At 57.0% G+C, this 22,806-nt stretch carries 21 protein-coding genes; 9 read left to right on the top strand and 12 right to left on the bottom strand.

The features are described from left to right. Nucleotides 1–130 precede the first annotated feature (130 nt). Nucleotides 131–607, bottom strand: coding sequence for a GNAT family N-acetyltransferase (locus PV433_RS23015; protein ID WP_332074384.1), 477 nt, complete (start codon nt 605–607; stop codon nt 131–133). A 603-nt stretch (nt 608–1,210) separates the two neighbouring features. Between PV433_RS23015 and nikR the strand changes: the two genes are divergently transcribed. The 6 genes from nikR (at nt 1,211) to PV433_RS22985 (ending at nt 7,648) form a co-directional block, all read left to right on the top strand. Beyond that, nucleotides 1,211–1,828 carry a nickel-responsive transcriptional regulator NikR gene (nikR, locus tag PV433_RS23010; protein WP_332074383.1) on the top strand — a complete coding sequence of 206 codons (618 nt, stop codon included), beginning with the start codon at nt 1,211–1,213 and terminating at the stop codon, nt 1,826–1,828. A gap of 554 nt (nt 1,829–2,382) precedes the next feature. Continuing rightward, nucleotides 2,383–3,975: an ABC transporter substrate-binding protein gene (locus PV433_RS23005; protein WP_332074382.1), complete on the top strand. Its 1,593-nt coding sequence runs from the start codon at nt 2,383–2,385 to the stop codon at nt 3,973–3,975. A 217-nt stretch (nt 3,976–4,192) separates the two neighbouring features. After that, nucleotides 4,193–5,182, top strand: a complete 990-nt coding sequence (locus PV433_RS23000) for an ABC transporter permease (protein ID WP_332074380.1) — start codon at nt 4,193–4,195, stop codon at nt 5,180–5,182. Then, nucleotides 5,179–6,057 (top strand): ABC transporter permease, encoded by an 879-nt coding sequence (locus PV433_RS22995; protein ID WP_332074378.1) that lies wholly within the window; start codon nt 5,179–5,181, stop codon nt 6,055–6,057. The genes PV433_RS23000 and PV433_RS22995 overlap by 4 nt, the downstream gene beginning before the upstream one ends. Nucleotides 6,058–6,141: 84 nt before the next feature. After that, nucleotides 6,142–7,065 carry an ABC transporter ATP-binding protein gene (locus tag PV433_RS22990; protein ID WP_332074377.1) on the top strand — a complete coding sequence of 308 codons (924 nt, stop codon included), beginning with the start codon at nt 6,142–6,144 and terminating at the stop codon, nt 7,063–7,065. Then, the gene (locus tag PV433_RS22985) at nt 7,055–7,648 is read left to right on the top strand and encodes an ABC transporter ATP-binding protein (RefSeq protein ID WP_332074376.1); all 594 of its coding nucleotides are present in this window, start codon (nt 7,055–7,057) and stop codon (nt 7,646–7,648) included. The genes PV433_RS22990 and PV433_RS22985 overlap by 11 nt, the downstream gene beginning before the upstream one ends. Nucleotides 7,649–7,802: 154 nt before the next feature. Here the strand turns inward: PV433_RS22985 and PV433_RS22980 are convergent, their stop codons facing one another. Further along, nucleotides 7,803–9,080 carry a WD40/YVTN/BNR-like repeat-containing protein gene (locus PV433_RS22980; protein WP_332074375.1) on the bottom strand — a complete coding sequence of 426 codons (1,278 nt, stop codon included), beginning with the start codon at nt 9,078–9,080 and terminating at the stop codon, nt 7,803–7,805. A gap of 369 nt (nt 9,081–9,449) precedes the next feature. Here PV433_RS22980 and rfbF point away from each other — a divergent pair, with 369 nt between their 5' ends. After that, a complete protein-coding gene (gene rfbF / locus PV433_RS22975; RefSeq protein WP_332074374.1) occupies nt 9,450–10,223 on the top strand; it encodes a glucose-1-phosphate cytidylyltransferase in 774 nt (257 codons plus the stop codon). A 72-nt stretch (nt 10,224–10,295) separates the two neighbouring features. After that, a complete protein-coding gene (locus PV433_RS22970) occupies nt 10,296–11,291 on the top strand; it encodes a glycosyltransferase family 2 protein (RefSeq protein ID WP_332074373.1) in 996 nt (331 codons plus the stop codon). A gap of 140 nt (nt 11,292–11,431) precedes the next feature. On the opposite strand, the gene PV433_RS22965 is transcribed toward PV433_RS22970, so the two are convergent. Genes PV433_RS22965 through rfbG form a run of 5 tightly spaced genes read right to left on the bottom strand, consistent with a single transcriptional unit; the run spans nt 11,432 to nt 15,818 of the window. Then, the gene (locus tag PV433_RS22965) at nt 11,432–12,571 is read right to left on the bottom strand and encodes a DegT/DnrJ/EryC1/StrS family aminotransferase (protein WP_332074372.1); all 1,140 of its coding nucleotides are present in this window, start codon (nt 12,569–12,571) and stop codon (nt 11,432–11,434) included. An 18-nt stretch (nt 12,572–12,589) separates the two neighbouring features. Further along, a complete protein-coding gene (locus tag PV433_RS22960; protein WP_332074371.1) occupies nt 12,590–13,264 on the bottom strand; it encodes a GNAT family N-acetyltransferase in 675 nt (224 codons plus the stop codon). Between the two features lie 4 nt (nt 13,265–13,268). Then, nucleotides 13,269–14,126 (bottom strand): glycosyltransferase, encoded by an 858-nt coding sequence (locus PV433_RS22955; RefSeq protein WP_332074370.1) that lies wholly within the window; start codon nt 14,124–14,126, stop codon nt 13,269–13,271. After that, nucleotides 14,123–14,698 carry a dTDP-4-dehydrorhamnose 3,5-epimerase gene (gene rfbC, locus PV433_RS22950; RefSeq protein WP_332074369.1) on the bottom strand — a complete coding sequence of 192 codons (576 nt, stop codon included), beginning with the start codon at nt 14,696–14,698 and terminating at the stop codon, nt 14,123–14,125. Before rfbC ends, PV433_RS22955 begins: the two co-directional genes overlap by 4 nt. Before the next feature lie 4 nt (nt 14,699–14,702). Further along, entirely contained in the window at nt 14,703–15,818 is a 1,116-nt protein-coding gene (gene rfbG / locus PV433_RS22945; RefSeq protein WP_332074368.1) for a CDP-glucose 4,6-dehydratase, read from the bottom strand. A 270-nt stretch (nt 15,819–16,088) separates the two neighbouring features. Here rfbG and PV433_RS22940 point away from each other — a divergent pair, with 270 nt between their 5' ends. Next, entirely contained in the window at nt 16,089–16,493 is a 405-nt protein-coding gene (locus PV433_RS22940; RefSeq protein WP_332074367.1) for a hypothetical protein, read from the top strand. A gap of 174 nt (nt 16,494–16,667) precedes the next feature. On the opposite strand, the gene PV433_RS22935 is transcribed toward PV433_RS22940, so the two are convergent. The 5 genes from PV433_RS22935 to PV433_RS22915 all read right to left on the bottom strand — a co-directional run bounded on the left by PV433_RS22935 (nt 16,668) and on the right by PV433_RS22915 (nt 22,683). After that, a complete protein-coding gene (locus PV433_RS22935; protein ID WP_332074366.1) occupies nt 16,668–19,358 on the bottom strand; it encodes an NTTRR-F1 domain in 2,691 nt (896 codons plus the stop codon). Nucleotides 19,359–19,497: 139 nt separating this feature from the next. Then, complete coding sequence (locus tag PV433_RS22930) at nt 19,498–20,892, bottom strand: DUF4179 domain-containing protein (protein WP_332074365.1); 1,395 nt, start codon at nt 20,890–20,892, stop codon at nt 19,498–19,500. Next, nucleotides 20,893–21,450 (bottom strand): sigma-70 family RNA polymerase sigma factor, encoded by a 558-nt coding sequence (locus PV433_RS22925; RefSeq protein WP_332074364.1) that lies wholly within the window; start codon nt 21,448–21,450, stop codon nt 20,893–20,895. Nucleotides 21,451–21,645: 195 nt separating this feature from the next. Further along, nucleotides 21,646–22,143 (bottom strand): GyrI-like domain-containing protein, encoded by a 498-nt coding sequence (locus PV433_RS22920; RefSeq protein ID WP_332074363.1) that lies wholly within the window; start codon nt 22,141–22,143, stop codon nt 21,646–21,648. A gap of 114 nt (nt 22,144–22,257) precedes the next feature. Further along, a complete protein-coding gene (locus PV433_RS22915) occupies nt 22,258–22,683 on the bottom strand; it encodes a DUF6157 family protein (RefSeq protein ID WP_332074362.1) in 426 nt (141 codons plus the stop codon). Between the last annotated feature and the right edge of the window lie 123 nt (nt 22,684–22,806).

Raw genomic sequence — 22,806 nt, 5'->3', positions numbered from 1 at the left:
ATGAAGCAAGGTAATACGCGAAGGATTGATGGGCTATAGGAACAGGCTGCAACGGTGTTGTTTGCAGCCTGTTGGTGCTTGTTTGCAATCCTCGTTAGCTGTTGTGTTCCAATAGTTGAATGGACAGGAATCAGAGTGGCAATACGGCTATCGATTCGTTGTTGATCACTTCACCGTTATCACGGAAACCGAAACTTTCATAAAGATTTTTGGCAGGGATGTTTTCCGATTTATAAGGGATCCAGCAGTAATGTGCTGGCCCTGCCGGAAAGGTGCGGATAAATTCTAATATTCTCTTCATTGCTTCCCGACCGTAACCCCGGTTTTGGTATTGCTTGTCAATCATCAGCCGCAAGATGCAATAGTTGCCATCTGCGATTGACGGTTCATCGTATCCCGTGATTCCATAAGTCAGCATAACAAAACCAACCGGCTGCTCATCCGCGTAAATGATAAATGGGAATGGATGCCCCCCATTGGTTGCAAGAACATAGCAAGACGCCACGCTTGACAGATTAGACGCAACAAACTGCCGTTGTTCCTCTGAAACTTCCAACTTAAACATGGCACGCCGGTTTTCCAGAGTGATTTTTCTGAGAGTAATCATGCAGGGCTTCTCCCCTTTGTTGATCGTATTGCGCCGCGGTCGCATATATAACATATAACTTATGCAAAAAAAGAAGTAGACTTATGTTGATTTTTTATAAGATATCATGTATCCGTGTCTTTTTTAGGGATTGACTATAAATGCCTTGTCCGCTCGGACCCCCAGACTTTATACTTCCTTTGAATGAATCAGTCATTGCCGCCAAACTCTGGCGGCTTTTTTGCATTCATTTTGAGGGAAGAGATTGATATGTCTACGGCAGCCGCAACACGCGAACGATTTACTTCCGCTGCGATCACCTTGCACCCTCCACTCGATTATTACATCGCCATGTTTCTCCATGCCAAGAAAACGGAAGACTTGAAGCCCCGGAGAGTAAGTGACCACGAAAGCCACTACCGCTACCTGCAGCGTTGGTTGGCTCCCCTCCACCATGCTTCTCCTGAACAACGGCAAGCCCTTGACGTACAACCAAACCTGCGAACGCAGCACGATGAAAAGGCGGGGATCTCCGGCGTCCGAGCAGCGCCGCGAGGCGGTTTCTCGTGAAGCGGCTCCATTTGTGCTACAATTTAGGGTAAACAGGCTTAATTGGAGGAATTTATGGCCGATAAAGATGAATTGGTCCGATTCGGCGTTTCGATGCCGTCCGAATTAATCCAGCAGTTCGATCAGTACACAGCCGAGCAAGGTTATACGAACCGCTCCGAAGCGATTCGCGATCTGGTGCGTAAGGCGCTGCTGCAGCCGGGGCGTCTGCTGCCCGAGCAGATCGTCGCCGGAACGATCGTGATGGTGTACGATCATGACGTACGGGAGCTGCCGCTGCTGCTTATGGACCTCCAGCACCGGTTTCACCGGCAAATTATATCGAACATGCACATCCATATGAATCGCGACCAGTGTCTCGAAATTATTGCCGTTCGCGGCCTCCTCGCCAAACTGAGAGAGCTGCATGCGCAAATTCAGGTGCAACGCGGCGTATTGTACTGCGAGCTGTCGGTTACTTATGTGGACGGGCAGGAGCCGGGCGACGGCGGTCACTCCCACCACCATCACGACCATGACCACGATCATGATCACGACCATCACGATCATCATCATCACCATCAGCATAACCACCATGATCACCATGCCCCTGATAATCGCGATCATTCCGGGACGCATTCCCCCGCCGGCGCACGCGAGCATCCTCCCGGCCAAGGCGCATCCGAATCGTAACCGTCCGGTAGATCACCTCGAAAGACTTCAGAGAAGTACGGATGCCAATAGGGAACGCTTTAAGTTCCCGCAAATGCCGCCTAACGATAAGAGCGGTTTGCACCTATTAATCCGGCACCGTCGCTACCATCATTTTTACAATTAAGAGCGGTTTGCACCTTTTATTTCACCCGTTCTGCGCCGCAGCAGGGCATTCGGGGGAATATTGGAGCTGCAAAGCGCTCTTATTTTCCGCTCAACCTCGATTTTGAGACCAATAAGGGGTGCACATCGCTCTTATCCCTCCTATCCTCCAGCTTCCTGCAAAGAAACGTTGGTGCACGAACCAGCCTCTCTATTTCCCGTCTTTCCGCAGCTTATACTTGGCTATAGGAGGAGGAGCACTAGGATTCTGTCTGTTCGGCGATAGGAGCTGGCCCGGCGGTCTCCTTTTTTAATTCGTCTTTAAGGAAGCAAGAAAATTTTGTTAAAGCTCTTATTCTCATCCGACCTTTGTGTTACAATGACGATAAAACGTGTTACGATAATAGAGAGACTGATGGAGGGGAACCGTCTTGAAACGAAAATCCGTACACACCGTCCTCGTGGCGCTGCTCGCCTGCCTCGTGCTGGCCGGCTGCTTCTCCGGGGACAATTCCGGCGCCCGCAAGGAGGACGAGCTTGTGCTCGCCGTCGGCGCCGAGCCTGAAGCCGGGTTCGACCCGACGACCGGTTGGGGCCGGTACGGCTCGCCGTTATTTCAGAGCACACTGCTGAAGCGGGACTCGGACATGAAGATTGCAAACGATCTGGCTACCGGTTACGAGGTAAGATCAGACGGCACCCAGTGGACGATCAAGCTGCGCAAAGACGCCAAATTTTCCGACGGCAAGCCCGTCACTTCCGCCGACGTGAAATATACGTTCGAGACAGCAGCGGCGAACGGCTCGATCATCGACCTGACTAACGTCAAAAGCATCGATGCCGGGGACGACTATACCGTCATATTTACGTTAAAGGAGCCGCAATCGACGTTTATCACCCAGCTCGTATCGACGGGCATCGTGCCGAAGCACGCTCATGGCAAAGATTATGCCTCGAAGCCGATCGGCTCCGGACCATACAAGCTCGTACAATGGGATAAAGGTCAGCAGGCCATCGTCGAAGCCAACCCGGACTATTACGGCGACAAACCGTTTTTCAAAAAGCTGACGTTTCTGTTCCTGAGCGAGGACGCCGCGTTCGCCGCCGCCAAGGCGGGCAAAGTCGATATTTCCTACATCCCGGCCGCTTTCAGCAAGCAGCAAGTAAACGGCATGCGGGTCGAAGCCGTCCGTACGGTGGACAATCGCGGAATCGCCTTCCCGTATGTGAAATCTGGAGAAAAGACGAAGGACGGCTACCCGGTCGGCAACGACGTCACCGCCGATCCGGCCGTTCGCAAAGCGATCAATACGGCGATCGACCGGAAAGCGCTCATCCAAGGAGTGCTGGAAGGCTACGGAACGCCGGCGTATACGGTGAACGACGGACTACCTTGGTACAACCCCAGCGCGGCGGTAAAAGACGCCGACCCCGCGGCGGCGAAGAAGATGCTCGCGGATGCCGGCTGGAAAGATGCCGACGGAGACGGCATTCTCGAGAAAGGGACGCTTAAGGCTCAATTCTCGCTGGTCTATCCGTCCGGAGACGTAACCCGCCAATCGCTCGCGCTCGCCGCCGCCGACATGATCAAGCCGATCGGCATCCGGATCGACGTGCTCGGCAAAAGCTGGGACGAGATCGGCAAGCTGATGCATGCCAACGCCATCCTGATGGGCTGGGGCAGCAACGATCCGCTGGAGATGTACAACCTGTACAGCAGCAAGTACAAAGGCGTCGAGTATTACAATACCGGCTTCTACGGCAATCCGGCCGTCGACGAATGGATGACCAAGGCGCTTCGGGCAACGAATGAAGCCGAAGCGATGGAATATTGGAAGAAAGCGCAATGGGACGGCACAACCGGCGTAAGCGCTCAAGGGGACGCGCCATGGGCATGGCTCGTGAACATCGATCACGTGTATGTCGTGAAGGAGAACCTGAGCATCGGCAAGCAGCGCATTCATCCTCACGGACACGGCTGGCCGGTAACCGACAATATCGAGGAATGGAAATGGACGAAGTAAGGCCTCGTATCGTGCGAGTTCAAAAATTCCGGTTTTCAGCACCGAGAAGCTGGGATGAAGGCAGGAAATGAGGAGCGGAGCGTAGTGGGAGCTTTTGTGAGCACCGGAAGTTCCGGCTGAATTCCATATTCGATGTCGAGTAGGCTTCCTGTATCTGCTTCGTGATCAACAGTGGACTTTTTGAACAACTTCGTATCGCAGAAAGGAAACTGGAACCATGGTTGTTCGCACCTTATCGTACACTCTGCAAAAGCTAATCCGTCTTCTCTCGCTGCTGGCCGCAATCAGTATCGTATCGTTCGTGCTGGTCAGCTCTTCGCCGATCGATCCGATTCAGGCGTATGTCGGCGCCGACATGATGCGGGTCAGTCCGGAGCAGCGGCAGCTGATCGCGGAATATTGGGGGCTCGACCGTCCTCCGCTGGAGCGGTTCGCCGGATGGGCTTCCGCCTTGCTGCAGGGCAACCTCGGCACTTCGATGATGTACCGGCAGCCGGTGGCCGAGGTCATCGGCGAGCGGTTCATGAGCTCGCTATGGCTGATGAGCCTTTCCTGGCTGCTGGCCGGCCTGTTCGGCTTCATCTCCGGCGTGATTGCCGCCATGAACAAGGACCGCTGGCCGGACAAGCTGATCAAGTGGTATTGCTACACGCTCGCTTCCACCCCGACGTTCTGGATGGGCCTGCTGCTCCTGATGGTGTTTGCCGTCTGGCTCGGCTGGTTCCCGGTCGGACTCGGGACGCCGGCGGGGGTGCTCGCCGAGCAGGTGACCTGGAGCGACCGGCTGGAACATATGCTGCTGCCTGCGCTGACGCTCAGCATCGTCGGGATTGCCCCGATCGCCCTCCATACGCGGCAGAAGCTGTCCGACGTATTGAGCAGCGACTATATCCTGTTCGCCCGGGCCAGAGGCGAGCGCGGGTTCCGGCTGTTCCGCCGCCACGGCTTGCGCAATATCGCCCTGCCCGCCTTGTCCCTTCACTTCGCCGCGTTCAGCGAGCTGTTCGGCGGCGCCGTGCTGGCGGAGCAAGTGTTCTCTTATCCCGGTCTGGGACAGGCGACGGTGGAAGCGGGATTGCGCGGCGACGTCCCGCTCCTGCTCGGCATCGTCCTGTTCAGCTCCTTGTTCGTGTTCGCAGGCAATCTGATCGCAGACCTGCTCTATCGTCTGATCGATCCGCGAATCCGGGAAAGGCGGCCTGCATGAATATTCACGAAGTAAATCCCGGAGCGGAAGCTGCGGCCGGTTCCCGGTCGTCCCGCTTCCGGTTCAACCGGAGGCAGCGGGCGTTAGGCGCCGTCGCCCTGGCCGGCCTGCTGGTCGTCTCTGTCTGGGCGGCCGGCGGCCTCATGAGCGCGGACCCGCTCGCCACCCGGCTGGAGCTGCGTAATTCGGCGCCGTCGGCGGCCCATCTATTTGGAACCGACTGGCTCGGGCGCGATATGTTCACCCGCACGATCAAAGGGCTAGCCTTGAGCATCAACGTCGGGATGACCGCCGCGGCCGCAAGCGTTGTCATCGCGGCCTTGATGGGACTGGCCGCCGCCCTGGGCAAAGCGGCCGACCGGATCGTGAGCTGGCTGATCGATTTGTTCCTGAGCGTTCCGCACCTGGTCACGCTGATCCTGATTGCCTTCGTATTCGGCGGCGGCATGAAAGGCGTCGTCATCGGGATCGCCCTTACGCACTGGCCGACCTTGGCCCGTGTCATCCGTGCCGAAGTGCTGCAGCTCCGCACGGCGGAATACGTGCTGATCTCCCGCCGGATGGGCAAGTCCCGCTGGTGGATCGCCACCCGCCATATGATGCCGCATATCGTGCCGCAGCTGTTGACCGGCCTGCTGCTCGTATTCCCTCATGCGATTCTGCACGAGGCGGCGATTACGTTTATCGGGCTCGGGCTTTCTCCGCACCAGCCGGCCGTCGGCATTATTTTATCGGAATCGATGCGCTACTTGTCTACGGGCATGTGGTGGCTCGCCTTTTTCCCGGGCTTATGCCTGCTACTGATCGTTCGCGCGTTCGATATGGCCGGAGAAAATTTGAGGCTGCTGCTCGATCCCCGGCAGATGCACGAATGACCGGTCGCCTTGACGCTCCGCCGTAAAGTTCGACCATAACAAAATCCGGCACCGAAAGGTTCGGCCAAGAGGAGGGGGAACCGTATGCCTATTCTCGAAGTGGACGACCTGTCCGTTTCGTTCATGCAATATACGCGCGGCTTCAAGCAGACCCGGCTCCAGGTGCTGCAAGGCGTCCAGCTGTCGGTCGGCCGGGGAGAGATCGTAGCGGTCATCGGGTCGAGCGGCTCCGGCAAAAGCTTGCTGGCGCACGCCGTGCTCGGCATCTTGCCGTCCAACGCTTCGATGTCGGGAACGATCCGCTACGACGGGGACGTGCTGACCGGGCAGCGGCAGGAGCAGTTGCGCGGACGGGAGATTGCGCTCGTCCCGCAGTCCGTCAACTTCCTCGATCCGCTCATGAAGGTCGGCGCTCAAGTGCGCAGCTCGGCGAGAACCGGTGATCCGCTGGCCGAGCTGCGCAAGTCGTTCGAGCGGTTCCGGCTTCCGCCGGATGCCGAGAACCGGTACCCGCACCAGCTGTCCGGCGGCATGGCGCGCCGTGTGCTCGTCTCTACCGCGACAATCAGCGGCGCGTCGCTGCTCATCGCCGACGAGCCGACGCCGGGACTCGATCCGGCAGTCGTGCAGGAGACGCTGAGCACTCTGCGGGAGCTGGCCGATCAAGGCGCCGCGGTGCTGCTCATCTCCCACGACCTGGAGTCGGCGCTGCGCGTCGCCGACCGCGTGGCGGTCTTGTACGCCGGGACGACGGTCGAGATTGCAGCCGCGGAAGATTTCGCAGACAGCGGGCAGCGTCTGCGCCATCCGTACGCCAAGGCGCTGTGGCGGGCGCTCCCGCAAAACGAATTCCTTCCCATTCCCGGAAGCCAGCCGCAGCCGGGCGAGCTGCCGGACGGCTGCCTGTTCGCGCCGCGCTGTGCGCTGACCACCGCCGAGTGCTGCCGGGAGAGACCTCCGATGCGGGTTCTTCGCGAAGGAAAGACGAGGTGTTTCCATGCCACTTGAAGGACGCCATCTCGGATTCCGCTACGGCGGCGGTCCCTGGGTGCTGCGCAATGTAGACATTTCCGTGGAACGAGGGGAGATCGTCGGACTGACCGGTCCGAGCGGGCGCGGCAAAAGCACGCTGGCGCGTATGCTGGCCGGATACGAGCAGCCGCACGAAGGAACGGTCCGGCTGGACGGACAGGCGCTCCCGGAATCGGGCTACCATCCGGTCCAGCTCGTCTTCCAGCATCCGGAGAAAGCCGTGAACCCCCGTCTTAACATGCGCCGCATACTGAACGAGGGCTGGGAGCCGGACCGGGCGTTCCGCACCTCGCTCGGCATCGCCGAGGAATGGCTGAGCCGGTATCCGAACGAATTGTCCGGCGGCGAGCTGCAGCGCTTTTGCGTCGCCCGCGCGCTCGGGCCGGATACGCGTTACTTGATCGCCGACGAGATGACCACGATGCTCGATGCGATTACGCAAGCGCAGATATGGAGCGCCGTAATTGGAATTGCCCGCGAGCGGCAGCTCGGCGTGCTGGTCATCAGCCACGAGCGCAGGCTGCTGGACCGCTTATGCGATCGAATGATCGAATTGTGAGCAGCTGTGAACCGTTGTGAACTGGCTGTAAATCGTTGTGAACGGTACGTCTGCCGATCGCAGCCTGGGCTGGAATCAGCCATACGCCAAAAACCTCCGGATAATCCCGCAGCCAGCGGAATCCGGAGGTTCTTTTTTGTCAGCTATGCGCTTGTCACAGGGCCTGGAACGTATGCACCTTGCTCCAGCTTTTGCCGCCGTCCGCCGTCGTGTACATCACGGACGGCCCTGCGCTGTCGGATATGATCCACCAGCCGTGCGTTGCGTCGGCGATCGCGAGCAGCTGATTCCCGTAGCCTTCAAGCTGCGTCTCCCCGTTCGTCCACGTTTTGCCGCCGTCCGTCGTCCAGCCGATCGTATTGGGTTTGTCGCAAGCCGGACACTGGCCGCCCATATAAGCGGTCTTCGGATCGACCACGTACAGGGCGCCCGGCTTGCTTCCCGTATTCTCCGGGCCGCTCGAATGATCGATCGGGAATCCGGGCGCCGGCCCGCCTCCCGCCGTCGAGTTCGCGATCACCGTCTGCCAGCTCTTGCCGCCGTCTGCCGTATGAAAGAGCGAATAAGACGTCTGGCTCATCCCGGAATCCCCGATACACTCCACCCATGCGTCGTCCGCTCCGGCGGAACGGATGAGGGCGCCGTTAAGCGGGGCTACCGTTTTGCGCGACATGACGCTTTGCCACGACTGCCCTCCATCCGTCGTTCGGAGCACCGAGATCGTATCCTTCACCTGCGCCACCGCCCAGCCGTTTCGCTCGTCGTGGAAGTAGGCGTCTCCCGTCGTCTGGTCGGGAACATGGAGCTCGTTCCACGTTTTCCCTCCGTCCTTCGTCACCGCATTGGCGCTGAAGGCTTCCGTCTTGGATACGAAATGGAGGAATCCGTCGCTCGGGACCGTCCCGGCCTCGGTCCATTGTTTCCCGCCGTCGGTCGTGCTCAGTAAAGTCCGCTTCGTCCCTTTGCCTGACCCGTCCGTCACGACCGCCCATGCTTCCTGGCCGTTCAGGGCGAACAGCTGGCTCACCGTACCGGCTCCGCTGTACTGACTCGTCCATGTCTTGCCGCCGTCGTCGGTTCGGGCGATCCAGCCTTCTCCGCCGGTCCAGCCCGACTTCGGAGCGGCCAGCCGGACGGCGGTAACCTGATCCGCCCGGACCGCGGGGGATGCGGCGCCGTTGTCGCTTCGCGGAGGCGCGGTTCCGGGTGTCCCCGTGTCCCCCTGAGCCGGCTGGCCCGGCCGCTCATCCGGCCCGTTAGCCGTGCCGCCCGTGCCCGGGGCCGGATCGGCCGCCGAGGCAGCAGGCGTGTCCGGACCGGTTCCGGCCGCCGGATCGGGAGCTTGCCCTTGCTGGGACACACAGCCGGCGAGCACCGCCATCAGAATGCAAGCCCATAATGCAAATGCGAGAAACCGCAATCGAGTTTTCATCAAAATTCACTCCTTCTGGCCTTCTAGCTGTACTCCTTCATGATATACCCTATTAGACGGCGTACTAATCCAAATAGTTGCCGAAGCATAGCATTTCCCATCGACTAACGAACGACTGTTAGTTTTTATTCTCATTAAACCGAGCTACATTCTCCCCTCCGCTCGCCCGATCCTGCCCGAATCCTGCGATCCCGCCGCCCCGACAGTCGCCTCCCCCGCCTCCATCCCTTGCCCGCCACGCCTAACTCTTCTTTTGTGCCGCCGCTATATGAGTTTGTACCTGTCAACCCGAGAGTACTTACATATAATGTTGTAATTGATTTTCAGATTCTCCGATCCTACGGAATACCGCCAGAAAGGAGCTTACCTATGAAAGTCGTCATACTAGCCGGAGGGCTCGGCACAAGAATCAGCGAAGAAACGCAAGTGAAACCGAAACCGATGATTGTAATAGGGGAGCGCCCGATCCTATGGCACATCATGAAAATATACTCCCACTACGGGTTCCGCGAGTTCATTATCTGTCTCGGCTACAAAGGAAACCTGATCAAAGAGTATTTCGCCAACTATTTGCTCAACGAGTCCGATGTCACGCTGGACTTCACGAAAAAGAACAACCTGCGCTATCACCATTCGAATCATGAGCCTTGGCGCATCACTCTCGTCGATACGGGCAGCGACTCGATGACCGGAGGACGGGTCAAGCGGATTCAGAAGCATGTCGGAGACGAGACGTTTCTGCTTACTTACGGGGACGGCGTATCCAATGTGAATATTGGCGAGCTGGTCAACTTCCACCGTTCCCACGGAAAGTCGGCCACCGTCACCGCCGTGCAGCCTGCGGGCAGATTCGGGTCTTTATCAATCGGAACCGGCAGCCAGGTGCAGCAGTTCAACGAGAAGCCGAGGGGAGACGGAGGATGGGTGAACGGCGGCTTTTTTGTAATGGAGCCGAGCGTGTTCGACACCATCGAAGGAGATGCGACGATCTTTGAGAAAGAGCCGCTGGAGCAACTCGCCCGATCCGGCCAGCTGCATGCTTATAAGCATACGGGGTTCTGGTACGCGATGGACACCTTGAGGGACAAAAACCATCTGGAACAGCTGTGGCATTCGGGAAACGCGCCTTGGAAGCTGTGGTAGACAAGGCCGGAGGAAGATCATCCGTACGTACGGACGGATCGGACAACGCGAAACCAACAAGGAGGGAATCCCATGAAGCCGCTCGTCAGCATCCTGATCCCCACCTATAACCGGCCGGATTATTTGAAGCAGGCGTTAAAGAGCGCGCTCTCCCAAACTTATACCCCTACGGAAATCATCGTATCGGACAACAGCGACAACGACCGGACCGAACAGATCGTCCGAAAGCTCCAGGCGAAGGCGAAAGGCTCCTGGACTATCCAATATGTAAAAAACAGCCGGAATATCGGACCGATCGCCAACCAGCGGCAATGTCTGGAGCTGTCCACCGGCGAGTATATCAATTTTCTGATGGACGACGATCTGCTGCACCCGGACAAAATCGACGCCATGCTCCCGTACATGCTGAAAGACAACAGCATCGCGCTCGTCACCTCGCGCCGGACGATGATCAAGGACTCCGGCCGGGAGGTCGAAGTTTTGCCGAAGGACGAAGCGTTCCGGAAACAGTTTATCCGCGACCGGAAAGTGAACGGGAAAGCACTCAGCGAGAAAATGCTGCTTGGCCGGAACAATTACATCGGCGAGCCGACCACCGTCTTATTCCGCAAATCCGACCTCAGCGAGCCTTTCGGCTCCTTCTGCGGCAAAACCGCTTACAACAACGTCGACGCCGCCTCCTGGCTCACCTTGCTGGCGACCAAACATGCCGTCTTCTTATCGAAGCCGCTCAGCTACTTCCGCAAACATCCTAGCCAATTATCCAAAAGCATCCCTTCCCAAATGGCCCGGCTATGCGACTGGATCGACCATACCATCGATGCGAGAGAGAAAGGGCTTCTTGGCGACCAAGCCGATTATACCCGGGCAATCCGGCAGTTGAAGCAGCAGCTTGTCGAACAAATCCCCGATTGGAATAGGAAAACGAACGATCGTTATCTAAAAGAAATTCTATCCAAAATCCGGATGGTGACGGAAGCCGGAGCCGGCCTGCCCGATTTTGCCGATGACGCCAAGGAGCTTCAAGCCCTTCTGTTCTGGTTGGAACTCCGGAAGATCTTTACTTAACCGCTGCTAGAGCAATTTGGATGGAGCCGATCTCCTCATCTCCTCTTTTCCTTCCGGTGACGTAAAGAACCTTCAGTTCCACCTGGCGTGGTTCTGAAGGTTCTTTTGCATCCTACTGCCGATTCCCCAGCATTCGCCTCTCACCCGGACTTGGCCTCGTACGCCTGAATGCAGGACAGCACGTACGCCACTTCCTCGTCGGTCAAATCGGGGAACAGCGGCAGCGTGACGAGTTCGCCCCAGATCGCGTAAGCCAAAGGCGTCTCGCCCTTATACTTCATGAAGAGCGGATGCAGCGTAAGCGGCATATAATGAACCCCTGTCGCGACGCCGTGCTCCTTCATATGAAGAATGAACGCTTCTCTGTCCGGGACCCGCACCATGAAAGCCCAATAAGAGGAATGCTCGGGATGGTAAGGAAGCGCCTCGCGAACCTTGCCGCACCCTTTCAGCCCCGCCGTGTACTGCTTGATGATCGATTCCCTTCTGCGGTTCATCCCCTCCAGCTTCTCCAGCTGAGCGAGGCCGATCGAGGCCATCATATCGTTCATATTGTATTTGTACCCGATATCGGATATTTCATAATACCAGCTGTTCGCATCGCGGTTGTTCAGCTGATTCGCCTCGTACCGCTCCCACGTATCTTTGTTGATACCCACCCAGCGCGAATGGCGCAGCGGCTGGAGCAGTTCGGCATCGTCCGAGGAGATCATCCCTCCGTCGCCGGTCGTCATGCATTTTTTCTCCTCAAAGCTGTAGCAGCCGATGTCGCCCCAGGTTCCGAGCGTCTTCCCTTTATACTTCCCTCCGGCGGAATGCGCGGAATCCTCGATCACCTTCACCCCGCGCGTCTTCGCCCAAGCGACGAGCCGGTCCATCTCTGCCGGGTGCCCCGCAAAATGAACCGCCATCACCGCGACGCAATCTTTATCGTACTTCCGGTCCAGATCCTCCAGGCTGATGCATAACGTACGCTCGTCGATATCGACGAACACCGGTTCCAGACCGTTGTATAAAGCCGCCATGGCGGTAGCCGCGAAGGTTAGCTCGGGCACGAGCACCTTTTTCCCTTTCGGAAACCGGTAAGCGGATAAAGCCAGATGGAGAGCCGCCGTACAGGAATTGACGCCGACGGACTCCCTGCACCCGACATAGCTGCTCCACTTTCGCTCAAACTCGCTGACACGGGGCCCCAATCCGAGCCAGGCAGCGGTGAAGCTGGCTTCCAAGCTTTGGAGCTCCTCCCTGCCGACGGAAGGCTTAAACAGCCTGATATTCACTAGCGGTCACTCCCCGTGTCAAAAAATATGCTTCAAGGTATCATAGAACCCTTCCGTCCGCACCTTCATGGTAACGAGATACCGCTGCGCTTCGCCCCCGGCATCGTCGTCCTCTGCGGCCACCCACCGCGTAACGTCGCCTTCCACCTGTTTCACCAGAGGCGTTCTTTTCTCTTCCTGGAAGCCGAGCTTCTTGTAGATCGCGATCGCACGCGCGTTGTCGGCAAGCACGTTCAGGTAGCCGGTCTGCAGATCGAGCACCCGGATGCTCCATTCCCCCAGGGCCAGCAGGGCGTAGATCATAATATTGCCGAATCGCCCTTTCCGGCCCCGCAGCAAATTATCGAATTCGCACTGCTTCTTGACCTCATCGTAGTGAAGGAAGCCCACCTGGGCGATCGGATTCCAATCCTCATCATCCACGAAAAATAAAATCCGGTCGTCCGCCTGCAGCACCTGCTGCTCGAGCCATTGGCGCGTTCCATGCTCCGTCACCGGGAATTGCGTCGTGAACCATTCGCCGGAGGCGCTCCGCCATTCGGTCAGCAGCCGGATTTCCTCCTCGCTGTGCAGCGTATCCGGCGTGATCGGACGCAGGCGTCCGCACGTTTTGCCGTTTACGGTGATCGGGATGCAATAAGACGGAAGCTGATCGGCGGACGCATACTTATACCGTTGCAATAGTTCTTTCATCGCTCTAGCGTCCTTTCTTCAAGTAATCCTCAACCTTCTCTCTGAGGCCTTTGGGAATCGATATTTTTTTCATGTATTTGTCGTATTCCTTCTCCGAGATATATCCTCTCGCCTTGGCATACCGGAAAAACGTCTCCTGATCGAGCTTGGCGACTTCCTTCGCCATCTTGTGCTGCGACAGCTGCTTCGGATGATAGCGTAAATAGCTCAGCGGTTTGGACATGTAGACGCCTTTCCCTTTATCCAGCAGCGCCACCCAAGCAGCCAGATCGACCGCATAGTAGACCTGCCGTCCCATTAGGACGCCGAACGGCTCGGTCAGATCCTTCTTGCGGAACATGGCCGTCGTCGGTTCTCCGATGTAGTTTGTTTGATCCCGCATCATGAGCCGGTTTAGCACTTTCCCGTCAACGACCGTATCGGTCTGGTACAGCTTCCGGAACGTCCACATCGGCGGGACGTACAGCGGCTTGCCGTCCTTATCGATGACCCGGCGCTGGGAAGTCACAAGCGTAACTCCCCGGTTATTGAGAAAATACGGAAGCATCTTCGCGATCTTATCCGGGTGAAACAAATCGTCATCCATCAAATAGTTGACGTATTCCCCGGAGGCGAGCCGCAGGCATTGCTGCTGATTGGCGATCGGACCGATATTTTTGGTATTGCGCACATACAGAATCTTCGATCCGTTCGGCTCCGCCTGATACCGTTTTACGATGAGCTCGGTCTCGTTATTATCGCTGTTGTCGCAGACAACTATCTCAATGTTGGGGTACGTTTGCTGTAAGGCGCTCTTCAAAGCCAGCTCAAAATAACGGGGACGGTTGTAGGTAGGAATCAATATGCTTACCAGCGGTTTCATCCCGATCTCCCTTTCGTCTCGTCGTTCGCACTCGTTCCCATGAGCTCCTTCCACGCCGGCAGCCGGGCATCCCGGTCCGAGAGAATCGGCGCGGATACGGGCCAGTCGATCCGAAGCGTCTCGTCGTTCCACACAATGCCTCCCTCGTAAGAAGGAGTGTAGCGGTTATCCACCTTGTAAGTGACCTCGCAATGATCCGTCAACGTGCAAAAACCGTGAGCGAACCCTCTCGGAATATAAATCATCTTGTGGTTGTCTTCCGTCAGCTCGATCGAGCCCCATTGTCCGAATGTAGGCGAATCTCGCCGCATATCCACGAACACATCGAGAATCGCTCCCCGGCTTACCCGGACAACTTTCGTCTCCGCACAAGGCGGCCGCTGAAAATGCAGCCCCCGGATCGTTCCTTTCCGGCTGGAGTAGGAACGGTTCTCCTGAACCCAAGTCCGGTCCAAGCCGTAATCGCTCCATAGCTGCCGGTCGTACAGCCGGGTGAAATGTCCCCGATGATCGTGGTGGGGCGTTCCCGTAATCTCATATACCCCTGATAAAGCGCAAGGCCGGATCAACATGTCCCTAGCCTTCTTTCCCGTAATCTTGGATCTGCTGCAGGCAGACCGCTCTCATGTCGCTTTGCCGCTCGTAGGCTTTCACCCATTCGGCGGTTTTCGCCAGCGCCGTATCCAGGTTCCAGACAGGATGCCAGCCCAGCCTCCGTTTCGCTTTGGAACAGTCGAGCATCAACAGCCGCGACTCGTGGGGATGCTCCCCCTCTTCCGCCTCATAGGCGCTGCTGCTGCCCCATAAATCGCACATCTTCCGGACGACGTCCGCCACCGGGAGCACGTCGCGTTCATCCGGCCCGAAGTTCCATTCCTCGGCAAAGGCGGGACCTTGCTCAAACAACTTCCTTGCGAGCATCAGATAACCGCTGACCGGCTCCAGTACATGCTGCCAGGGCCGGACCGCCTGCGGATAACGGAGCTTGATCCGCTCTCCCCGGAGCAAGGCCCGCGTACAGTCCGGAAGGAGGCGGTCCTTCGCCCAGTCCCCGCCGCCGATGACATTGCCCGCCCTGGCTGTAGCGACGGCAACCCGATGACGGTCGTACGCGCCCGGAGGGAAAAACGCTTCGCGGTAGCCTGAAGTGATCAGCTCCGAGCAAGCCTTGCTGCTGGAGTACGGATCGCTTCCGCCGAGTTGGTCCGTTTCCCGGTATCCCCAAGCCCATTCCCGGTTCCGGTAGCACTTATCCGTCGTTACATTCAGCACGGCCCGGATCGGTGCGCCTTTCTGAACCGCCCCTCGCACCGCTTCCAGCAGGTTGACCGTTCCCATCATGTTCACTTCGTACGTCTCCGCCGGCTGTTCATAGGAGCGTCTGACGAGCGGCTGAGCGGCCATATGAATGACAATGTCCGGAGCTGCTTCTTCGAGAGCCGCCGCCAGCTGCTCCGGGTTTCGAATATCCGCCGTGTGAGAGGTTACCCATTCGTCCAATTGACACAGCTTATACAGACTGGGGTCGGTAGGAGGTTGCAGCGCATATCCGGTGACGGAAGCCCCTAGAGAGTGCAGCCAGATGCAGAGCCACGATCCTTTAAAACCGGTATGGCCCGTTACAAAAACCTTTTTGTTGCTCCAGAAGCTTGGGGATTTCCATTGCGTTGCCAGTACTGCCTGATTGCCCATGCGCCGCCACCCTCTGATTGTTTAATTTCATTTCCTCTCCTAGAATGCCCGCCCTCTCTACCAGCACCCTCTCTTAACTCCCGCCACTAGCCATATAGTATGGTCCAAGCAATGAAACCGAAACTGGCATCTATCCTTGCCCGGTCAAGAAATCAGCCTTAATCCAGTTCAACGTAAAATGTAAAAAAAATAATGCACGTATACCATTCACTCGTCCAATCCTCTCATTCACCTGCCACATAGTATAGTTGCGAGAAGGGAGGGATTCACATGAGCAAACTGCAAGAAGAACTGAAGAAGGTTTTGGCCAAAATAGGAGTCAACGAGCAAACGATGCTTCCGGTCATGCAGCGGCTCGGCGAAGTTCAGGCGAAGCTGGACTCGATCGACGACGAGCAGAACGTGACCTATATTCAGGAATTGCTGAAACAGGTGCAGGATCAGATCGGTTCGCTGCAATGGAACGGACCTGAAGATTCCTCGATCGGGCAGGCGTTGAGCCGACTTCAATCCAAGGTAGCTTCCTTTAATCTGGATGAGCAGGCGATCGCAAACGCTTTGAAAGGCATCAGCTCCCTCCACGATCAAGCGGGAACGATGCTTCAAGAGCAACTGGCCGCATTGAAAGTAAACGAGAAAGAAATATTAGACCTTCTGCAAAAATTCAGAAGATAAGCAAACAAATATCGGCATGCAAACATTGTTTCTATGCCGTACCCGCTTGTAAAAGCAACGGCCGGGACGTACAGTCTCCGGTCGTTGCTTTTCTTTATGCCGCTTGCTTTCGGCGAACAAAAAAAGAACCTTTGCACAGCCCGCTTGGCGGGCAGGAAAGGTTCTTCCGAAAGCTTAAGGCCGGTTGTCCTCGATGAACGCGCCGTTGTTATAGGTTGACAAATTGCTCAGCGGATCATACGGAGCCCCGGTCGGGACATTTGCGAACAAGGATATATCGACTTCATTTACCGGCATTCCCCAGGAGTTCTCAGAGATGACGACAGAAGCTCCGTCAACCAGGAAACCTCCCTTTGTATAATAGATCACGTTGCCGACCATGTGGCCGGTCGTCCCCGGATTAATATACATACCGGATCGCATCGAATAGAAAATATTGTCGCGGACCAGCAAATTGTCGGAGTTGACTTGGGAAACGATCGCACGGTTAACTACCCAGTCAGCCATCGGAAGCGGAGCTTGGTCCGGGCCGAAAATGACATTGCCCTGAACGCGGTTATTGCTTCCGCCGATTTGGATAAATTCAGCTGTATACGCTATATCACTGGTCATCGTCAGTCCTTCAATCGTGATATTGTTCCCGACGACCATTAAAGGAATCAGCGGCGCTTGAAGAAACAACAAGTTCCCCGGATGTCCTTTGATCGTTACCCCTTGTTTATTTACGACAATTTGAGCGGTCAGGTTATAGGTTCCCGCCAAGATGTGAACTGTGCCGTTAACTGCAACAGCCGTAACTCCTTCTTGAATCGTGCCGTAAGGATTAGTGATCGTACCGTCTCCTCCTACGGCTCCTGCGCTGACGTATACGTCAAACGGAGGTCCGAACGTACCCGTTTCCCCGGTCGTTCCAGTAGCTCCGGTCGCGCCGGTAAGTCCTGTGGCTCCGGTCGCCCCCGTTTCACCTGTGGGTCCGGTCTCGCCTGTGGCCCCAGTCTCACCCGTGGCTCCCGTTTCGCCTGTTGCTCCGGTCGCGCCAGTAGGGCCAGTTGGGCCTGGAGGGCCTCCCGATGGGCCGGTCGCTCCTGTGGCTCCGGTCTCACCTGTAGCTCCCGTTTCACCTGTGGGTCCGGTCTCGCCCGTAGCTCCCGTAACTCCGGTCTCGCCTGTAGGACCAGTTGGACCTGGAGGGCCTCCCGATGGGCCGGTTGCTCCTGTGGCTCCGGTCTCGCCTGTGGCTCCCGTTTCACCCGTAGCTCCGGTCTCGCCTGTGGCCCCGGTTTCGCCTGTCGCTCCCGTTTCACCCGTAGCTCCCGTTTCGCCTGTGGCACCGGTTTCGCCCGTAGCTCCCGTTTCGCCTGTCGCTCCCGTTTCGCCCGTGGCTCCCGTTTCGCCCGTAGCTCCGGTCTCGCCTGTGGCCCCGGTTTCGCCTGTCGCTCCCGTTTCGCCCGTAGCTCCGGTCTCGCCTGTGGCCCCGGTTTCACCTGTAGCTCCAGTCTCGCCTGTAGCTCCCGTTTCACCCGTAGCCCCGGTCTCGCCTGTAGCTCCCGTTTCACCCGTAGCTCCGGTCTCGCCTGTGGCCCCGGTCTCGCCTGTAGCCCCGGTTTCGCCTGTCGCTCCCGTTTCGCCCGTAGCTCCCGTTTCACCCGTGGCCCCGGTTTCACCTGTCGCTCCCGTCTCGCCCGTGGCTCCCGTTTCGCCTGTGGCACCAGTCTCGCCTGTGGCTCCGGTTTCCCCTGTCGCTCCGGTCTCGCCTGTGGCTCCCGTTTCGCCCGTAGCTCCGGTCTCGCCCGTAGCTCCGGTCTCGCCTGTAGCTCCCGTTTCACCCGTAGCTCCGGTCTCGCCTGTAGCTCCCGTTTCACCCGTAGCTCCGGTCTCGCCTGTAGCTCCCGTTTCACCCGTAGCTCCGGTCTCGCCTGTAGCTCCCGTTTCGCCCGGCGCTCCGGTCTCGCCTGTAGCTCCCGTTTCGCCCGTAGCTCCGGTCTCGCCTGTAGCTCCCGTTTCACCCGTAGCTCCCGTTTCGCCTGTAGCTCCCGTTTCGCCCGTAGCTCCGGTCTCGCCTGTAGCTCCCGTTTCACCCGTAGCTCCGGTCTCGCCTGTAGCTCCCGTTTCACCCGTAGCTCCGGTCTCGCCTGTAGCTCCCGTTTCGCCCGTAGCTCCCGTTTCGCCTGTGGCTCCGGTTTCGCCCGTGGCCCCGGTTTCGCCCGTAGCTCCCGTTTCGCCTGTGGCTCCGGTTTCGCCCGTGGCCCCGGTTTCGCCCGTAGCTCCCGTTTCGCCTGTGGCTCCCGTTTCGCCCGTAGCTCCCGTTTCGCCTGTGGCTCCGGTTTCGCCCGTGGCCCCGGTTTCGCCCGTAGCTCCTGTTTCGCCTGTCGCTCCGGTAGCACCGGTCTCTCCCTCCGCTTGCAGCAGCTGGACATCATCGATCAGGAAAGCGGCCGACCCGGCCATGGACGCCTTGTCTATATACACCAGCGCCTGAGTTGCGTTCGGGGGAGCTTCTGTGGACACGGTGTAGTAGGTCAGCCACTGTGAAGCGGCCCCGTTCGGCAGCCGGCCGGGATAAATATTTTCGACAACTCCCCACCCAAGCAGATTGTTCATTGCGTCGTAGAAGGATACTTGAATGGATATCAGGGCGTTAGATCCGGCTCCGTCATTGGCGAACGATGCCTTCAACATGTATTTCTCTCCCGCCGATATCGGTACAAGCTGCGCTATATACCCGAATGCTGCACCGCCGAGTATACGGGTGCTATATTGACCGCTATGGCTCTCTACGTTCGTGATGGCGGCGTTCACTGAAGACCAGGGGCTCATTAACCCGGTTTCAAATCCGCCGTTGACAATCACGTTGTTAAAAGACATGACTGCTTCTCACCTGCCGTCCCTATCTGATTTGCTAATCTCCGACCGGTCATAATGAGAGATTAGCATGTATCAGTATATGTGATGACGACAGTTTGGAGCGGGCTTATACAAGGGAAGACGGCCCATTTGTACTCTATCAATCTTGCAGCGCGATCCGAAAGCCTTCCGTTATCCTGTATTTCGGATTTCGAATCGTCAGCTTTATACTGCTCTTGTCGTATCCGGTGAGTGCCAAATAATAAGTCGTAGCGTCGCCGTTTTCATCGAATTCCCATCCGAAGTCGCCCGTGCTGTCCACATCCAGATATACCCAATTGAGCTTGAAGGCGTCGCTTTTGTTCTGGAAAGACATTCGGATTTTTAACGCTTCATATACGGTTCCGCTATTCCCATCCGTATGCATGACTTTTTCCGTATCCAGCACTGTGACGTCGGCATCTTTAAAAGACAAAGCCTTGTTCACCGTCCGCCGTTCTCCCATATCCGGGATTTTTAACGTTACGGCCGCCGCTTCCTTGCTTTCAAGCGTCACATGCGGAATATGCAGCACCGGATTGCTTTCGCCGTCATCCTTCCTGTCGAACTGAAACTGCTTGCGGACCCCTACATAGGGCGACCGGTCCTGAATATACGGCTTGGGGCCCTGATCCGTGATTAGATGGAGATCGCCTTGCAGCTTGTCGTTATACGGGTCTTTGGTAAACGAGCTGAGCTTATAGCCCCCTGTAGAGTACGGGTACAGGTTAACGGTAAGCTTGTCGTCCGACCAGGACGATACCGCCGTGACCGATAACGGGCCGTGAACCACAGTCGGCCCGATCTGCTCCAAAGAATGAAACCGTTCATACGACTGGAGCGTAAAGGCAATGGTCAATCCGGAATACGCATAATGAAGCCGGTACTCCGTGCCGGGCTTTATCTCGCTTTCCGGCAAAATAAAGTCTCCGTATACAATGTCGAACTTACCGCCAGTGCCCCAACCCCGATGGCTGATGTTATATGCCGCTTCTCCTGCTTGCAGCGTTACCTCGTGCCGTTGGGATCTCTCTCTCAGCAGCCGCTCTTTCTCCTCGGCCGCAGGGCCGTTATCCGGCTGTGTAAACTGCTTCCGTTCCAATGTGAAGAGTACCGAGATCTTATTCCCGGAAGCTATAGCTTCATTCAGTGTGAGCCGGTAGACCTCATTCTCGGCCGTTACGCCCGGTGTTTGCATTCCGTACTTGATTCCTCCTTCCGGCTCGATGATGCCGTAACCGGGGACGTAGCCGAATATTTTGCCGATCGTCGCGGTCACCGAATCCAAATTCATCGAAGCGAGCACGGCCAGCAGGAAAAGCAGGGCGGCGGCTGCCGTCAGTCGCTTTCGCTGCCGTCTGGCCCGCACCGGACGGAAGCCGGCTTTTTCGTATACATTTGCCTTAATTCGTGCGGCGATTTTCCGGTCGACGGGAACGGACAGGTCGTCGTCCAGCAGCTTGCCGGTTTCATCGGCATCCAGCCGGTCCAGCAAGGCTTTCAGTTTGTCCTCCATTTACAGCACCCCCTCCAGCAGCGACTTCAGCTTGGCCAGCCCTCTCGATACTTTTTTGTCAACCGTATTGGCCTTTAGACGAAGCGCCGCGGCGATGTCCTTCGAGCTTTGTCCCAAATAATATTTGCGGACCATAATTTCACAGTCAGGCTCGCCCAACGCTTGAATGCTCTCAATGAGCGCTTCCCTCGTTTCCTTGCCAGCAACCTGATCGGCCGGGCTCTCCGACGCTTCGTCCATTTCGGCCAAGCCGCCGTCCTCCAGATTAACGAGCCTCTGCCTTCTGTTTAGGATCTTGTTGTAGCGGTTAATCGCTTTACGCTTGGCGACCAGCGCGACGAACGATTTGAGCGAGCTTTTCTGCGTGTCGATCGTGTCTCGGGCCTGATACAGCTCAAAAAAGATTTCGCTGACGCATTCCTCGATATCTTCCTTGTCGCAGACGGACGTCAGCTTATCGGAGACGATCGTGTACACGAGTCCCATATAGCGGTTCATCAGCAGCTCCAGCCCTTTCTCCGGATGACGGGCGAGCTTCTCCAGTATGCGATCGTCCAAACGGTTCACCTTCCTTCACTGCCAAAAAAACGATATACCTTTATATTCCGCTCATCGCGGGAAACCTGACCACGGAAACGTCTGAGGCGAACGAAAAAAACAAAAACCACACCCGGCTCTTTGGCCGGAGGTGGCTTCCTGCACAGATGAATCAGGCTGATCGAGAGACGGCCGTGAGCGTACTTACCCGCTGCACTAGTCTTGAATCGGACCCAAGACCCGGATCGCTATCGATTCATCCGGTTTGCAATCGTCATCGAAGCGGTACTTCTCCAAAATCATCCCTCTTGTCCTGGGAGCGAGTCCATTCGTCTTCCGGTATTCAGCCAGCATCCCGTACGGGTCCGGTCCCCACGGAAGAGGACCTTCATAATACACCGATGCGTAAGTCGCCTCCGGAATCGCAAACCCCATCATCCCCTCGGGGATGTCCGACAGCTCGCTGACCTGAAGACAATAGAAGTACGTGAACATCACTTCGCTGTCATACCAGGGCGCCCAATAGACGTCCGGATCGACCACATGCCGGATCTCGCCCTTACGCTCCATGAACAGCTGCTTCGTTTTGCCGATTTTACTAAAATCTCCGTGCTTAAACGATACATTAACGGGGAATCCGACCATGTACATTTCTTCTAACTTGACGATCTCCACATCGCTCGCTTTGCCGACCGGCTTTCCGGATACGTTCAACAGGCTCCGACCTTTCCGTTATGAAGTTAGACTGCTATTGAATGAAACGAAAACCGGTCGTCAAACTATACACCCCAAGGTCATTCGGCCCGCCCCGGCATCCGCAGCCAACCGCTATTTCTTACTGTTCCTCATAGCGGCGAGTACCTTCACGTCCCCTCCTGCACCTTCGGCAAACTTCCGGTACTCCGGGGATTCCATCGGCACGAGCGCCAGTTTGCCCTCCCCGTTGAAGTGGATGCCCCAGCCGTACTTTTTGGGAAGCATCGAAGCGCGCAGGCAAGCTTTCGGCGTCGAGTAAAACTCGTCCCGGATCCGGGTTCCGCTCTCGGACAGCTCTTCCCGGGTAATGCCCTTGTGCCGGACGTATGCTTCGTACATAAGTTCTTCCATTGTATAACCGTACGGCTGAGACGAAGCCAGCTCATATTCGATACCGGGCTTCGTTTTCCCGGCTTTTTTGTCCGGAGGTACCGTTCCGGTCTCCGCCGGACAGTCCGGCGCTACCGTGATGAATGTATCATAATAGTTGAAATTCATAGTTATGCCCATTCCTTTCGCTTCGCTCAAGGCACAAAACGGAATGAAATCCGTTCGCCTCGGGCGATTTTTTTGTATTCTAGAGTTGCAGAGATATTCAGTACACTACAAATCACGCGGAGG

The organism is Paenibacillus sp. GYB004 (assembly GCF_036577605.1).
Classification (GTDB): domain Bacteria; phylum Bacillota; class Bacilli; order Paenibacillales; family NBRC-103111; genus Paenibacillus_AB; species Paenibacillus_AB oceani.
This window is presented reverse-complemented; position numbering and strand designations above follow the sequence as displayed.

Excerpts from the sequence above, each read along its gene's own strand:
- PV433_RS22960 (WP_332074371.1), bottom strand. The coding sequence starts at position 13,264 with ATGAAAGAACTATTGCAACGGTATAAGTATGCGTCCGCCGATCAGCTT.
- PV433_RS22990 (WP_332074377.1), top strand. The coding sequence starts at position 6,142 with ATGCCTATTCTCGAAGTGGACGACCTGTCCGTTTCGTTCATGCAATAT.
- PV433_RS23015 (WP_332074384.1), bottom strand. The coding sequence starts at position 607 with ATGATTACTCTCAGAAAAATCACTCTGGAAAACCGGCGTGCCATGTTT.
- PV433_RS22995 (WP_332074378.1), top strand. The coding sequence starts at position 5,179 with ATGAATATTCACGAAGTAAATCCCGGAGCGGAAGCTGCGGCCGGTTCC.
- nikR (WP_332074383.1), top strand. The coding sequence starts at position 1,211 with ATGGCCGATAAAGATGAATTGGTCCGATTCGGCGTTTCGATGCCGTCC.
- PV433_RS22985 (WP_332074376.1), top strand. The coding sequence starts at position 7,055 with ATGCCACTTGAAGGACGCCATCTCGGATTCCGCTACGGCGGCGGTCCC.
- rfbF (WP_332074374.1), top strand. The coding sequence starts at position 9,450 with ATGAAAGTCGTCATACTAGCCGGAGGGCTCGGCACAAGAATCAGCGAA.
- PV433_RS22940 (WP_332074367.1), top strand. The coding sequence starts at position 16,089 with ATGAGCAAACTGCAAGAAGAACTGAAGAAGGTTTTGGCCAAAATAGGA.
- PV433_RS22970 (WP_332074373.1), top strand. The coding sequence starts at position 10,296 with ATGAAGCCGCTCGTCAGCATCCTGATCCCCACCTATAACCGGCCGGAT.
- PV433_RS22980 (WP_332074375.1), bottom strand. The coding sequence starts at position 9,080 with ATGAAAACTCGATTGCGGTTTCTCGCATTTGCATTATGGGCTTGCATT.
- PV433_RS22915 (WP_332074362.1), bottom strand. The coding sequence starts at position 22,683 with ATGAATTTCAACTATTATGATACATTCATCACGGTAGCGCCGGACTGT.
- rfbG (WP_332074368.1), bottom strand. The coding sequence starts at position 15,818 with ATGGGCAATCAGGCAGTACTGGCAACGCAATGGAAATCCCCAAGCTTC.
- PV433_RS22955 (WP_332074370.1), bottom strand. The coding sequence starts at position 14,126 with ATGAAACCGCTGGTAAGCATATTGATTCCTACCTACAACCGTCCCCGT.
- PV433_RS22930 (WP_332074365.1), bottom strand. The coding sequence starts at position 20,892 with ATGGAGGACAAACTGAAAGCCTTGCTGGACCGGCTGGATGCCGATGAA.
- PV433_RS23000 (WP_332074380.1), top strand. The coding sequence starts at position 4,193 with ATGGTTGTTCGCACCTTATCGTACACTCTGCAAAAGCTAATCCGTCTT.
- rfbC (WP_332074369.1), bottom strand. The coding sequence starts at position 14,698 with ATGTTGATCCGGCCTTGCGCTTTATCAGGGGTATATGAGATTACGGGA.
- PV433_RS22935 (WP_332074366.1), bottom strand. The coding sequence starts at position 19,358 with ATGTCTTTTAACAACGTGATTGTCAACGGCGGATTTGAAACCGGGTTA.